This is a genomic window from Sporomusa sp., from assembly GCF_057736855.1.
On the sequence record NZ_JBYKYF010000048.1, the window covers coordinates 1 to 13,313 of the forward strand.

At 41.1% G+C, this 13,313-nt stretch carries 12 protein-coding genes, 1 tRNA gene and 1 pseudogene; 4 read left to right on the forward strand and 10 right to left on the reverse strand.

Annotation, left to right across the window (positions count from 1 at the left end):
- Positions 1-90 precede the first annotated feature (90 nt).
- Both AC29Z1_RS05015 and AC29Z1_RS05020 read right to left on the reverse strand, forming a co-directional pair.
- Complete coding sequence (locus tag AC29Z1_RS05015) at positions 91-603, reverse strand: YceD family protein (RefSeq protein WP_488270360.1); 513 nt, start codon at positions 601-603, stop codon at positions 91-93.
- A 131-nt stretch (positions 604-734) separates the two neighbouring features.
- The gene (locus AC29Z1_RS05020; RefSeq protein ID WP_488270361.1) at positions 735-1,937 is read right to left on the reverse strand and encodes an acetate/propionate family kinase; all 1,203 of its coding nucleotides are present in this window, start codon (positions 1,935-1,937) and stop codon (positions 735-737) included.
- A 313-nt stretch (positions 1,938-2,250) separates the two neighbouring features.
- On the opposite strand from AC29Z1_RS05020, the gene AC29Z1_RS05025 reads away from it, so the two are divergent.
- Positions 2,251-3,504, forward strand: a complete 1,254-nt coding sequence (locus tag AC29Z1_RS05025; protein WP_488270362.1) for a nucleotidyltransferase — start codon at positions 2,251-2,253, stop codon at positions 3,502-3,504.
- Here AC29Z1_RS05025 and AC29Z1_RS05030 read toward each other — a convergent pair.
- Positions 3,494-4,264 (reverse strand): patatin-like phospholipase family protein, encoded by a 771-nt coding sequence (locus AC29Z1_RS05030; RefSeq protein ID WP_488270363.1) that lies wholly within the window; start codon positions 4,262-4,264, stop codon positions 3,494-3,496. The genes AC29Z1_RS05025 and AC29Z1_RS05030 overlap by 11 nt on opposite strands.
- Positions 4,265-4,380: 116 nt before the next feature.
- Here AC29Z1_RS05030 and ylbJ point away from each other — a divergent pair, with 116 nt between their 5' ends.
- Entirely contained in the window at positions 4,381-5,631 is a 1,251-nt protein-coding gene (ylbJ, locus tag AC29Z1_RS05035; RefSeq protein ID WP_488270364.1) for a sporulation integral membrane protein YlbJ, read from the forward strand.
- Positions 5,632-5,737: 106 nt separating this feature from the next.
- On the opposite strand, the gene AC29Z1_RS05040 is transcribed toward ylbJ, so the two are convergent.
- The 4 genes from AC29Z1_RS05040 to AC29Z1_RS05055 form a co-directional block, all read right to left on the reverse strand.
- Positions 5,738-6,196: an ATPase gene (locus tag AC29Z1_RS05040; protein WP_488270365.1), complete on the reverse strand. Its 459-nt coding sequence runs from the start codon at positions 6,194-6,196 to the stop codon at positions 5,738-5,740.
- A 29-nt stretch (positions 6,197-6,225) separates the two neighbouring features.
- Positions 6,226-6,711: a pantetheine-phosphate adenylyltransferase gene (coaD, locus tag AC29Z1_RS05045; protein WP_488270366.1), complete on the reverse strand. Its 486-nt coding sequence runs from the start codon at positions 6,709-6,711 to the stop codon at positions 6,226-6,228.
- 37 nt (positions 6,712-6,748) lie between these two features.
- Positions 6,749-7,321, reverse strand: a complete 573-nt coding sequence (rsmD, locus tag AC29Z1_RS05050; protein ID WP_488270367.1) for a 16S rRNA (guanine(966)-N(2))-methyltransferase RsmD — start codon at positions 7,319-7,321, stop codon at positions 6,749-6,751.
- Between the two features lie 175 nt (positions 7,322-7,496).
- Positions 7,497-8,201, reverse strand: coding sequence for a C40 family peptidase (locus tag AC29Z1_RS05055; protein ID WP_488270368.1), 705 nt, complete (start codon positions 8,199-8,201; stop codon positions 7,497-7,499).
- 185 nt (positions 8,202-8,386) lie between these two features.
- Between AC29Z1_RS05055 and AC29Z1_RS05060 the strand changes: the two genes are divergently transcribed.
- Positions 8,387-8,463, forward strand: a tRNA-Pro gene (locus AC29Z1_RS05060).
- A 267-nt stretch (positions 8,464-8,730) separates the two neighbouring features.
- A complete protein-coding gene (locus tag AC29Z1_RS05065; RefSeq protein WP_488270369.1) occupies positions 8,731-8,946 on the forward strand; it encodes a hypothetical protein in 216 nt (71 codons plus the stop codon).
- Between the two features lie 85 nt (positions 8,947-9,031).
- On the opposite strand, the pseudogene AC29Z1_RS05070 reads toward AC29Z1_RS05065, so the two are convergent.
- From AC29Z1_RS05070 to nrdD, 3 genes and pseudogenes are all read right to left on the reverse strand, one after another.
- Positions 9,032-10,762, reverse strand: a pseudogene (locus AC29Z1_RS05070) (TIGR03960 family B12-binding radical SAM protein).
- 159 nt (positions 10,763-10,921) lie between these two features.
- Positions 10,922-11,464, reverse strand: a complete 543-nt coding sequence (nrdG, locus tag AC29Z1_RS05075; RefSeq protein ID WP_488270370.1) for an anaerobic ribonucleoside-triphosphate reductase activating protein — start codon at positions 11,462-11,464, stop codon at positions 10,922-10,924.
- A 95-nt stretch (positions 11,465-11,559) separates the two neighbouring features.
- The coding region (gene nrdD, locus AC29Z1_RS05080) for an anaerobic ribonucleoside-triphosphate reductase (protein ID WP_488270371.1) at positions 11,560-13,313 on the reverse strand (1,754 nt) is incomplete at its 5' end.

The window sequence follows — 13,313 nt, forward strand, 5'->3', positions numbered from 1 at the left end:
GACGCTTGTCGCGACGAGACTTAGACATTTTACGCTTAGGTACTGCCATCTGTTTCCACCTCCTTAACAAAATTGGCCAACCTGCATAACTTAGTCCTTAGACAAGAGTTTTTCTAAAACAGCAAGCCTCGGATCGATTTTACTCGTATTACAGCCGCAGGTGCTTATGTTTAAGTTGACCCCGCACTCAGGACATAGTCCACGGCAATTCTCACTGCACACTGATTTCAGTGGCTTGGCCAACAAAATATTTTCTCGAATAATATCAGTAATCTCGATTTCATCACCGTTAAAAATGACACAATCAAACCCGGAACTTTCCATATCTTCGTTGCCATCTTCACTGAAATGTTCATTGAAAGGAATAGTAAGAACGCTGACCATAGGCTCAAGGCAACGACTACAGGACTCTTGCAGCGTAGCATGGATGTTTCCGGTTATCTCGTAAATAGTTCCTTTATTAATTACCACACCCTCAACCTTAATATTCCCAGTCCAAGTTTCCTCATGCTGGTTAAGAGCAAGTTCTTCGACTGAAGTCAGGAAAGAAAAAGGTTGGGTGCCCCCAAGCTCTTTTTTTAGCTGTCCTATGTTAATTTTCATCATTTTCCACCAACCTTCATCTATTATATCCACACCCTGAAAGTTTGTCAAGAAATAAAGAGGCGCTGAATAATTAAGAAAGACAGGGAACAAAAACGTCCCCTGTCTATCATACGAAGGTTGTTTGGCAGTTATGCAAACTTGCTGCAAATTTCTTTGGTATCCCGGGCAATAACAAGTTCTTCGTTAGTCGGAATAACAAATACTTTAACCTTAGCCCCATCAACACTAATTTCTTGTGCTTTGCCACGAACATTATTTTTAACAGGATCAACTTTGATCCCCAGGAATTCTAAGCCTGCGCAAATTCTTTCGCGCATAGTGATCGAATTTTCACCTAGACCGGCAGTGAATACAACCGCATCAACACCGCCCATAGCAGCGGCATAAGCACCAATGAAATTACGTACTCTATAGGCAAACATTTCTAAAGCTAATTCTGAACGCTCATTACCGGAATTGGCAGCGTCTTCAATATCACGGAAATCACTCGATACGCCAGAAACACCCAGCACGCCGGATTTCTTATTCAGATAGGTGTCAATTTGGTCGGCAGTCATGTTTTCTTTCTTCATTAAGAAAGGTATAATGGCCGGATCAATGCCGCCACAACGGGTACCCATTACTAGACCCTCAAGCGGAGTGAAACCCATGCTGGTATCAACGCATTTACCGTGTTTAACAGCGGCAATGCTGGCACCATTGCCTAAATGGCAGGTAATGATACGCAAGTTGGTAATCGGTTGGCCCATAAGCTCTGCTGCTTGTTGCGATACATATTTATGAGAAGTACCGTGGAAGCCATAACGTCTAATACCATATTTCTCATATACTTCATAAGGCAAAGCATAAAGAAATGCATGCTTAGGCATAGTTTGATGAAACGCAGTATCAAAAACAGCTACCTGAGGAACACCTGGCATGATTTCTGCACAAGCATTGATACCCATAATATTTGGCGGATTGTGCAATGGAGCCATTTGAATGCATTCTTCAATTGCCTTCATTACTTCAGGTGTAATTAATACCGAATCAGCAAATTTTTCGCCGCCATGTACAACCCGGTGCCCCACAGCAGCGATTTCTTTCATGTCGGTAATAACACCATGATTGGCATCGGTAAGAGCATCAATAACAAGTTTAATCCCAATACTGTGGTTTTTAATATCAGCATTAATTACCACTTTGTCTTTGCCTGCAGGCTGATGAGTTAATATGGAACCGTCAAGGCCAATGCGTTCCACCAAACCTTTAGCCAATACCGATTCATCATTCATATTAACTAGCTGATACTTAATTGAAGAACTTCCACAATTGACAACTAAAACTTTCACAACAAAATCCTCCTTATTCTTTGGGTATGCTTTTTCAAGTCAGACCACGATAAATGAACCAAGTCATTTACTACCAATTTTTATGTTTTCGACACCTGACTTAGTTTCCCTTCCGCAAGAAAAACTTATTTAGAAAAAAAATTCACAAACACATGCAGCTCACTTACTCTTGCTTTTAGGAGGGAATCGCTGCGGTTTTGCTGGAAAATAAATTATCATTATTCTACTTTATCATCCAACAGTAAGACTGTACATCGACTTTAGATACTATATAATACAATAGTATACGAAAAATATAAGGTGATATGTAATCATGAAAGCAGTCGGAATGATTGTAGAATACAATCCTTTTCACAATGGTCATTTATGGCATCTAAACGAAGCCAAACGACTCTCAGGAGCACCCTATGCAATCGGTGTTATGAGTGGAAACTTTACGCAGCGCGGTGAACCCGCAATAACGGATAAGTGGTCGCGGGCTGCTATGGCGGTTAAAGCAGGTGTTGATTTGATCATTGAACTCCCGGTCGTATTTTCAGTGCGTAGTGCCCAATATTTTGCCTCTGGTGGCATTCAGCTTCTTAATCGTTTGGGTGTTGTCAGCCATATCTGTTTTGGCGCGGAAACACCGGACATGACTAAGCTTATAACAGCTGCAAATGCATTAGACCAACAGGATGTAATTAGCGCTATACGCACCAACATGAAAACAGGCCAAACTTATGCCGCAAGCCTGGCAGCAGCGATATCGACAAAATCGAGAGTCGACGCCAGTCTGTTTCAATCTCCTAATAATCTCTTGGCCATTGAATATGTACGAGCAATTACTACCTTTGCACCAAACCTGATTGCTATTCCCATTAAACGCCGGGCAGCCAACTTCCACGATAACCTGATTACTTCTGAAATTGCCAGTGCAACGGCTATTCGCGCAGCCATTCTTCAAACCGGCTTATTGCACCCAAATACTGAGGCCTGGAATGCACTGCCACCATGCTGTGCCCAGCAAATTAATGAGTTGATTGCTATCGGAAGGATCCCTGTAACTTTGTCAGACTTTAGTAATATGATCTTAGCCAAAATCAGAACCATGCAACTGGACGAAATAGCTGAGTTACCAGATATCACTGAGGGCCTCCATAATAAAATATCGCAAGCTGCGCATAAAGCCACTACGGCCCAAGAATTACTAGCATTTAGTAAAAGTAAACGCTATACAATAACCCGCCTGCAGCGGATTATTATTCATGCCTTATTAGGAACTACTAAAAACAAACTTGCACAATTTGACCAAACAGGTCCATTATATGCCCGTATATTAGCATTTAACAGCAATGGACGCCACTTGCTTAAAGAAATCTCCAAGCATGCTACCATACCGATAATAACCAAAACTACGCATTATCTTACCAGCAAACAGCAATCGATTACCAATCTACCACTGCTACAAGCTATGTTGGCCTATGATATTAGAGCAACAGACATATATGCATTAGGACTGCCTAATCATCGGCTAAGATCAGGCGGTCAAGATTATCAGATTTCTCCACTATATATTAAAAATTAGCCAAGATTTTTTTGATTTCTGGAATGACCGCCTCTGCGGCAACCTCTCCAGCCAAAGCGCATTCATCCATACTATCAAACGAACTGGGTGAAAAACTACCCACATCAGGTTGAATCAGCACATCGCAATGCGGCTGACGGTGCTTACATAATTCTCTTTCCATAATGTCTATAGATTGAATAATAACATCAAACATATTGCTAATATTGGACACCGTTCCTGCATGAGCCAAGTCGACAGCAATAACAACATCGGCTCCCATATTGCGAACAGTGTCTATTGGCGTAGGATTTATAACCGCACCATCTACAAATAATTTACCGTCAATAGCAAAAGGTATAAAAACACCCGGTACAGAGATACTCGCCCGCACGGCTTGGGCAACATCACCTTCAGTAAACACAACTTCTTTACCACTATTTAGCTCTGTGGCTACCACCGCCAAAGGAATTTTGAGTTCATCAAATCGCTTTTGTTTAGTTAATAGGCGAATAGTTGCCAAAGCCCGTTCACCTGAGACCATTCCCATCTGTGGGATAACGAAATCCAGCCAGTGGCGCTTTTTTAAACCTTTTGCCAGTTTAAGCATGGTATCAGGATCAAGCCCAGCAGTATATAAGGCACCGATCAGGCTACCAATACTGCAGCCTGCAATATAATCGATGGGTATACTATATTTTTCCAGAACTTTAAGAACACCAATATGAGCTATTCCCCTCAGCCCGCCAGATCCTAGAGCTAGCCCTATTTTAGGTGGCATCCTATCCCTCCAGTTATAACTAAGTAGTATTTGCCCTGTATTTTAGTTATATTACCTCTGCCTTGTCAATATATATAAATTATCAAACCGCACGGCTTGGAGGAGGAGATTAGTATATGCGGATTTGGGGCAGTGGCAAGCGTTATCGTTCACGATTACTAGCATATTGCATGGCCTTTTGTACGGTATTTATAACTATTGCTATGGTGAAATATCCGAAAGATGCTTTTGATTCAGCGATTATGGGGCTAAATTTATGGTGGAACGTAGTTTTTCCTGCCTTGCTGCCTTTTTTCATTTTATCAGAAATACTTATGGGGCTCGGAGTTGTCCATTTCATCGGTGTTTTGCTTGAACCGCTAATGAGACCACTATTCAATGTTCCAGGAGTAGGAGCATTCGCTATGTCTATGGGGCTGGCTTCCGGTTACCCCATGGATGCAGTAATCACTTGTAAATTTCGCAAAAATCAATTATGCACTGCTGTTGAAGCCGAACGACTATTATCTTTCACCAATACAGCCGATCCACTTTTTATGGTTGGTGCAGTAGCGGTAGGGATGTTTGGTATGCCCGAATTAGGTGTTACCATTGCATTAGCCCACTACATATCAAGTTTCTTAGTTGGAGTGGCCTTTAGATTTCACGGACGAGACCGGGATAGTTATACCAAAGAAGGTCCAACTGTGCGCGGTAATATCATTGTTCGTGCGTTTCGGGCTTTGTATAATGCCAGACAAGAAGATAAGCGCTCGCTAGGCCAATTGCTTGGTGACGCAGTCAAATCATCCATGAATACCATAATGTTAATCGGTGGTTTCATCATTGTTTTCTCGGTATTTATTCGCATTATGACCATTATCGGAGTTACCAATATACTCACAAGTGTCTTTGCGGCAATGTTAGGGGCCATCGGCTACAGCACCAATTTAGCTCCGGCATTGGTTAGCGGTTTTCTGGAAATTGATCTAGGGACATTGGCTGCTAGTCAGGCTGATGCGCCCCTTGATCAGAAAGTAGTTATCGTCAGTGCGATCATCGCCTGGAGCGGTCTTTCCGTCCATGGACAAGTAGCCAGTATTGTTATTGAGTCAGGAATACGTATGATTCCGTACATGGTTGGTCGACTACTGCATGCCGTACTGGCTGCAATAATTACAATGTTATTACTCGGTCCAGGAAAACACATTACCCAATTACTCGTGCTGCCAGTATCAATGAATATTGCCCAAACCAATAGCTGGAACCTCTGGCTGACTCGAATTGAACAAACTTCCTATCAAATTGGAATATTACTTACCATTATGGTAGTATTGTCCATTGCTTTTCATTTATTTCGAGAGATATACGGATATGTAAAAAGATAAGGAGCATTGCTCCTTTACCTTGCCTAGATTACACGTACAAAATTCGTTTGAATAAGAACAGAATTAGCTGACTGATTTCACCCAAAATCTAGTATGCCATCTCCTTTTATTTATCCTGGTTTTTATTTTGTTGTAACTCCCGATGTCCTTGGCGTACGACTTCAATCGTTTTTTCTAAGTGAGTCAGGACATGTCTAAATACCTCGTCTGCATAATTAACCGCATCGGCCTGTAATTCTTTAGCGGTTTTGTGAGCCTGCATAACAATTTCATTAGCATGTTCCTGCGCCTGTTTGTTAATAAGGTTCTCATCGGTAAGCTTAAGACAATAAGATTTTGCCTGTTCGACAATATGTTGTGCTTCTTTGTGAGCTTCCTCCAGAATCCGTTGCCGCTCGGCAATAATACGCCTAGCTTCATCAAGTTCTTTCGGCATCAATTCACGAAGATCATCCAAAAACTTTGCTAAATCATCTTCTTCTATTACTCTTTTATTCGTAAAAGGTAGACGGGCGGCCTCAATCAGCATATTTTCCATTTGATCCAACAAATTTTCAATATTCATAACGCTTTTCTCCCTCCCAATAAACAAATCTAACTACTTTCGCGGACTCTTTTTACTATAATCTCTTCTAAGCATGCAGGTACCAATCCTGTAACTGGTCCCCCGAATTTTGCTAGCTCCTTAATGCCACTTGAACTAATGAATGAGTACTCGCTACTTGTCATAATAAAAATTGTTTCAATATCCGGAGCTATTTTTTTTATGAGCAATGCCCGTTGGAATTCATATTCAAAGTCACTAAGCGCCCGTAACCCCCTTACAATAAAACTACTATTCTGACGCCGCACATAATCATGTAGAAGACCGGAAAAACTATCTACTTTAATGTTTGGCATACCCTTGGTTGCTAACTTTAGCATTTCTACCCGTTCTTCCATGGTAAATAGCGGTTTTTTATTAGGGTTGTGAAAAACCGCTACTATTAATAAGTCAAACATTTTACTGGCCCTCATAAAAATATCCAGGTGTCCATTGCTAACCGGGTCAAAACTGCCAGGGCAAACTCCTATCCGCATATAAAACTCCTCCTGTAGCAAAATTAATGTTCGCGCATTATCGCATCAAAAAAGTTACGACTGTTTCTCCATAAAATTCGGTACGAATTAAATTCAGATGCTGCCATTGACTATGTATTGGTTCATGTTTTGAATGTTCAACAACAATGAGGCCCCCAGTTTCGACAATATTAGTTGTATCCAGTTTTGCAAGCGCAAGGTTTACCAAGCCCTGGTTATAAGGAGGGTCTATAAATACTAGTCTAAATGTCCGGCCTAGCTTACTTAGCTTATCTAGTGCTTTCATCGAGTCACCCCGCCAGACTTCGGCCATTTCACTCATTTTTGCATTATGAATATTATCTTTGATGGCTTGCAGACTTGATAAATTATGATCTATAAACAATGCATGCGCTGCCCCTCGACTTAACGCTTCTAAGCCTAGGTTGCCTGTGCCAGCAAACAAATCTAACACATGAGCTCCATCCAGCACATCCTCCGCAGTTGGCAATTGTAAGTTATTAATAATATTAAAAATTGATTCTTTGACTCGATCTGCAGTAGGCCGCACATCTAACCCTTTTGGCGCTTTAAGCCTGGTACCTTTAGCAATTCCGGTTATAATTCTCATATCTACCTCAAATTTTGGCCAAAATTCAGTTTAACATAGATATTTTAGCACATTTAAACACTGGTAGCACTTTTTGCAAAATTTTTTTTACATATTTCTATCTAAATAGTAGTATTCCCGTATTCACTCTGAGCAAACAAAAATAACCGGGTAACCGGTTATTCTTTGCTCTCAATTATTTACTAATACGAAAAGCCCCTAAAAACCTTGCTTGATAATAAGGTTTTGACATCGCAGTCAATGTTACTTCACCTGCAGCGGAACTAGCGTGAATAAACTTTCCATTTCCCACATATATACCCACATGTGATGGTCCTGGAGCATATGTGCTGTAAAAAACTAAATCACCAGGCTGAATAGCGTTTAACGGTACGCGCTGGCCAAAATAATATTGTTCGTCCGCCATCCTTGGTAAGGAAATCCCGTGACAACTATACACATAATAAACAAATCCGGAACAATCAAAACCGCTAGGAGTCGAGCCTGCCCACACATAGGGTATTCCCAAAAATTGCTGAGCGAAACTAGCTATTTGGATTCCTGCATTTCTGTCAATCTTACCGCGACTTACTTCACTGGTACCTAAATAATTTTGCATCGCCAACCATGTCTCTGGACCAACAACGCCATCGTCTTCAATACCGACAGCTTGTTGAAATTGGATAACGGCCTGTTTCGTAAGCGAACCAAAATTACCGTCGACCTCATAATGGTAGAACCCTATTTTTTTTAAGTTCGCTTGCAGAGTATAGATAGCATCATTTGTATCACCTTGTTGCAATACAGGCAGTTCCTGAGACGCATAAACCATATTGCCGGGTATTACTAGCAACGAAAGTGCGAAAATAAAAGCTAAAAAAGTTGTGGCTACTAATTTCAAATATATACCTCCACATTTCCATTTTTTTCTTTATTCGACGTTGAATATAAAAATTCCTGTTTAGGACTAAAGGCCCATAAATTAATTTAGGACTAAAGACTCACAAGCATAGATAAAATTTTATTCATACCCAGTATCACTGTTGACAATATTATTATGATTGTGTATACTTAATAACTGTGAGCCGGGGCGTAGCGCAGTTTGGTAGCGCGCTTGGTTCGGGACCAAGAGGCCGCAGGTTCGAATCCTGTCGCCCCGACCAGTTTAAAGTATCCCGAAGCTTTGATAAAACTTTATATAGACTGTCCAAACAAACTCTATGATTAGAGTTTGTTTTTTATTTTAATATCTTTCCTTTATATATTATATCGAATAAACCTACAAAATGTTCGCCTGCAATCATTCCGTAGTTTATAACCACGGTAGCTGCTAAAGAACTCACCCCTGTTTATTTTAGAAATATAGTAGACAAAGCAAAAATTACAGAATATAATGAAAATAGGAACAATAATAGAAGGAGGATGAACATATGCTAAACAATTATCCAGCTACGCAATTATTCTTTATTTCATCGCTGATTTTAGTAGTTCTTCTCCTCATTGCTCCATTAGCCAAAGATTGGTACTTTTTGACGGCAGTACTCAGCAGCGTAAAGTTTATAGTTAAAGTTATTTGTGGATTCTTCTTTTTCTTTATGATCATCGATATAATAGATGGTCTCCGTTTACGCAAACCAAAACATTAAACACGGTAATACTAGCAAAAAATTAACCGAAGCGGATGGCTTCGGTTTTTTGTTTGGAATCATTTACTTTGAGTTTCCCATGCGTTTACTTGCATATACCACAGCGTCTGCACCCTTCACTACACGGCGGTGTGTATTTTTCCGCTTGCGCTTGATGGTATTCTGTCAATAAATACGCCATAGGAAAACCCATATGCAAATTGTCCCATGGCAAAACTTCTGCTTCACTTCTGGAACGGTATAAGTAAAATTCTTCATCAACATTATGGGTTTTCAGCGCCGCCTTCCACGCTTTTACACCACCTTGAGTCACAGCGGTAAGCAGCACCTGTCCCAACCGTCGGTCACCTCGGGCTAACACACTTTGAATATAGGCCTCTTTGGGCTGTTCAATGAGAATCTCTATCCCCTTCGTCTTTTTTAAAGCAGTTTGAATATATTTTAGTTTCCCTACTACATCCTCCATAGAGGCCATAGGTAACCATTGAAAAGGCGTAAATGGTTTGGGAATAAACGGATTAATACTCAATGTCAGCATACCCTTGCAGCCTAAAGATTCCATATACTGTTTAACCTGCTGAGCCAATTCAACAATCGCTTCTATATCTTGATGCTGTTCCTCTGGCAAACCAACCATAATGTACAATCGTACATGGGGAATACCGGCTGTTACTGCCGCTTTGATTGCTTGAAAGAGATGTTCATTGCTAATTTGTTTATTGATTATTCTGCGCATCCGTTCACTACCAGCTTCCGGTGCTAATGTAATGGTTCTATGACCACTGTTAGCTAACGCCGCTACCAGAGAATCAGTTAGCGAATCCGCTCTCAGTGAAGCAACCGACATAGTTAGGCCCTGGTTCAAAATCATCTGGCATAAGGTATCAATTTCAGGATAGTCTGAAATAGCAGCCCCCATTAAGCCAACTTTGGCGCGATAGGCTTTAGCCTTGTTCACCCCTTCTGCAATTTGTGCTAATGAGCGTATTCGCGGATTACGGAAACAATAGCCAGCCATACAAAATCGGCAATGTCTGCCACAGCCTCTGGCAACTTCTATCAAAAACATATCCCTAAATTCAGTATCTGCCGTAACAATCACTGTTTGCCCTGGATATTGGGATAAGTCTTTAATATAACGACGCTTTACTTTGACAGGCACAGCGCCATGCCGCTCATACCGTTCAATAATACCTTCATGATTATATACCGGCTGATAAAAACGCGGAACATACACACCTTCCAACTGTGCTAGGCGTAACAATAATTCTTCCCGTGATAAATTACGGTTCTGACTATCATAATAGCAATCTAAAAACTCATGAATAACTTCTTCACCTTCACCAATAATACAGGCATCAACAAAGTCAGCCAGCGGTTCTGGATTAAAAGTGGCACACGGTCCTCCGATAATAATCAGCGGATCGCCTTCTTGCCTGTCTGCAGCCAATAGGGGAACCCTGCCGGCTGCCAATATGGTAAGCAGATTAAAATAATCCATTTCAAAAGTAACAGCAAAAGCAATTAGCGGAAATTCATATAAAGGCTATTGATTTTCTAGTGTTAACAATGGGGTGTTGGTTCGAATATATTCATCCAATATTTTTTTATCAGGCAAAAACAGCCGTTCGCAAGCAGTATCACCCCGGCTGTTTATTTGCTCATAAATAATATGTAATCCAAGATTTGACATACCGACATAATAGGTATTCGGATAAACAAGCGCCATTGGCCGGCGGGCTCCAGGCGCATACATCAATGTTCCCTGTTCAGAGGCTACAATCTTTTGCAAACGTTCTTTCAATTCCCATGTCATAGTCATCACATCCACCTGCGATGTCCTTATAGTAATATTATAAGAACATTGCAATAGTATACAAATAAAATTACTTAAACTAAAAAAAGAAAACACGGCTTCCGCTAACGCGGGTGAGGCGAGAGCGGAAGTCGGTATTAATAGCCGAAAGTTATGTTGCTATGAGGATAGAAAAAATTCTTTTTCTGGATCCTGCCAAAGAACTACCTCATTGGCAGCCAAACTCGCCGGAACATCAATTAGACGCTGATTACGGGATCCCCGAAAAGCTAATCCTAAATCTCGCTCAGATTCACGATATAATCCGTCAACTAACAGATCAGTATATCTGAGTAATTGCCCAATGCTTTTACGTTTTATTGCCATGGCCACCAATTGCTCAAAGGTAAAACCGCTATAGGTGACGATATCCAACCCCTGAGCTTTTATCCGTTTGGCGAGACGAGCCAATGGCCTTGGCTGAAGAAACGGTTCACCACCTGAAAAGGTTACACCTTGCAACAGCTTATTGCGAGCTACTATTTGGTTAATATGTTTAAAAAGATCCTCTTCATCAATAGTATAACCACCATTGACATCATGTGTATCCTCATTATGGCACCCAGGGCACCGGTGCGGGCAACCTTGCGTAAAAATCACCACCCGCAGCCCCGGCCCATCGACAATACTCTCCTCAGTGATTCCGGCAATTCGAATTTCCATGTATTCACCTTCTTTTATAAGCAGATACGCGGATTACATAATTCTGAGCGACAAACAGCAAACATTCTTGCTTCTTCAGGAGTACTGTAACAACCTCAGACATGCCGCACTCTTTGGGTCAATTCGCTCAGCTTAGCATCATTAAACCGGTCCACTGTACTCAAATAACCGGTAATGCGACGCACTCGCCGAATACTGGTAGTTCCGCAAGAAGGACATTCATCAGTGTCAATTACGCCCAGATGACCGCAACCCTCACAAAAATCCACCGGAAAGTTAAAACCAGCATAGCCAAAGTCGCATTTACGCATGTAGCGAAGAATCTCTTCCAATACACCTAAATTATTGACAGGTGGTGCAGCAAATTCTACATAACTAATATGCCCGGCGTTAGTATATTTGTGATACACACCTTCAATGCGAATTTTATCAAATACACTAATCGGATAGTTAACAGGAACATGGAACGAGTTAGTGTAATATTCCTTATCTGTAACCCCAGGAATAATACCATACTCACGGCGATCCATTTTGACAAACCGCCCAGACAGTCCTTCAGCCGGAGTAGCTAATAATGTATAGTTCAGATCATAATGCTCAGCTGCCCGGTCAATCTTATCACGCATAAAGGCCACAATCTCTTCACCCATAATTTGCGCTTCTTCATTTTCGCCGTGATGATAACCGGTTAAAGCAGTCAAAGTCTCAGCCAAACCAATAAAACCAACCGAAAGGGTACCATTTCTGATAACTTCTTCAATAGTATCATTGGGCTTTAGTTTATCTGAATTGATATATAAGCCTTGTCCCATCAAAAATGGCATATCCCGTACCTTTAGTTTCGCCTGAACCTGGAACCGGTGGTATAGCTGTTCACAAGCCAAATCAATAAGTTCTGCTAAACTCTCGTAAAACTTCATAAGATTCCGCTCAGCTTTGATAGCCAGACGCGGCAAATTTATGGTAGTAAAACTTAAATTTCCCCGTCCATCAGTTACCTCCGGACCACAACGATTAGATATTACCCTGGTCCGGCATCCCATGTAACCCACTTGATTTCCATACGGTTTATTAAATGAGGAATCCATAAAGCTGAAAGTAGGATTAAGACGTTGGGCAGCAACGCGAATAGCCAATTTAAATAAATCATAATTGGGATCACCGGGATTAAAGTTAACGCCTTCTTGAACACGAAAGATAATATTGGGGAAAATGGGATTTTCTCCACGTCCTAAGCCTTTTTCATAGGCTAATAACAAATTTTTGATTACAGCCCGCCCGGCTGGTGACGTATCAGTACCTATATTAAGACTGGAAAAAGGTACTTGCGCACCTGCTCGTGAATGCATGCTGTTCAAATTATAAATCAGTGCCTCCATGGCCTGGTACACGTCTTCATTACTAGCCTTCTCCATAAAAGGAGCCATATCATGGTCAAAAAAAGCGAAAGATTGGCCGCCATGCATATCGTTTTGTGAACTCTGTAAAATAATAGCAGCAAGCGCTGTTGCCGACGCTGGACGTTTCGGCGGACGAATATAACCATGACCATTATTAAAACCGTTTTTTAGCAACTTTCCTAATGGTATTTGCACACAAGTCAAGGTTTTTCCGTAAAAGTCCAAATCATGAATATGAAAATCACCTTTAATATGAGCCTGGGCAAACTTTTCCGGAATCATGCGGTTTAAATAAAAAGCCTTACTAGCTGCACTGGCAATTTGGAGCATTTTGGCTGACGGCGAATTAGATACATTGGCATTTTCCCGACTAGTTTCCACCAAAATTTCAGCAACGGCATCCATAAGGTCTGATTTGGCTTCCCGCAGACGAGTACGCTTATCCCGAT

Bases quoted from the DNA above. Each gene is read 5' to 3' on its own strand.
- ylbJ (WP_488270364.1), top strand. From the start codon at position 4,381: ATGCGGATTTGGGGCAGTGGCAAGCGTTATCGTTCACGATTACTAGCA.
- AC29Z1_RS05015 (WP_488270360.1), bottom strand. From the start codon at position 603: ATGAAAATTAACATAGGACAGCTAAAAAAAGAGCTTGGGGGCACCCAA.
- AC29Z1_RS05040 (WP_488270365.1), bottom strand. From the start codon at position 6,196: ATGAATATTGAAAATTTGTTGGATCAAATGGAAAATATGCTGATTGAG.
- AC29Z1_RS05025 (WP_488270362.1), top strand. From the start codon at position 2,251: ATGAAAGCAGTCGGAATGATTGTAGAATACAATCCTTTTCACAATGGT.
- nrdG (WP_488270370.1), bottom strand. From the start codon at position 11,464: ATGGAAATTCGAATTGCCGGAATCACTGAGGAGAGTATTGTCGATGGG.
- AC29Z1_RS05065 (WP_488270369.1), top strand. From the start codon at position 8,731: ATGCTAAACAATTATCCAGCTACGCAATTATTCTTTATTTCATCGCTG.
- coaD (WP_488270366.1), bottom strand. From the start codon at position 6,711: ATGCGGATAGGAGTTTGCCCTGGCAGTTTTGACCCGGTTAGCAATGGA.
- AC29Z1_RS05030 (WP_488270363.1), bottom strand. From the start codon at position 4,264: ATGCCACCTAAAATAGGGCTAGCTCTAGGATCTGGCGGGCTGAGGGGA.
- rsmD (WP_488270367.1), bottom strand. From the start codon at position 7,321: ATGAGAATTATAACCGGAATTGCTAAAGGTACCAGGCTTAAAGCGCCA.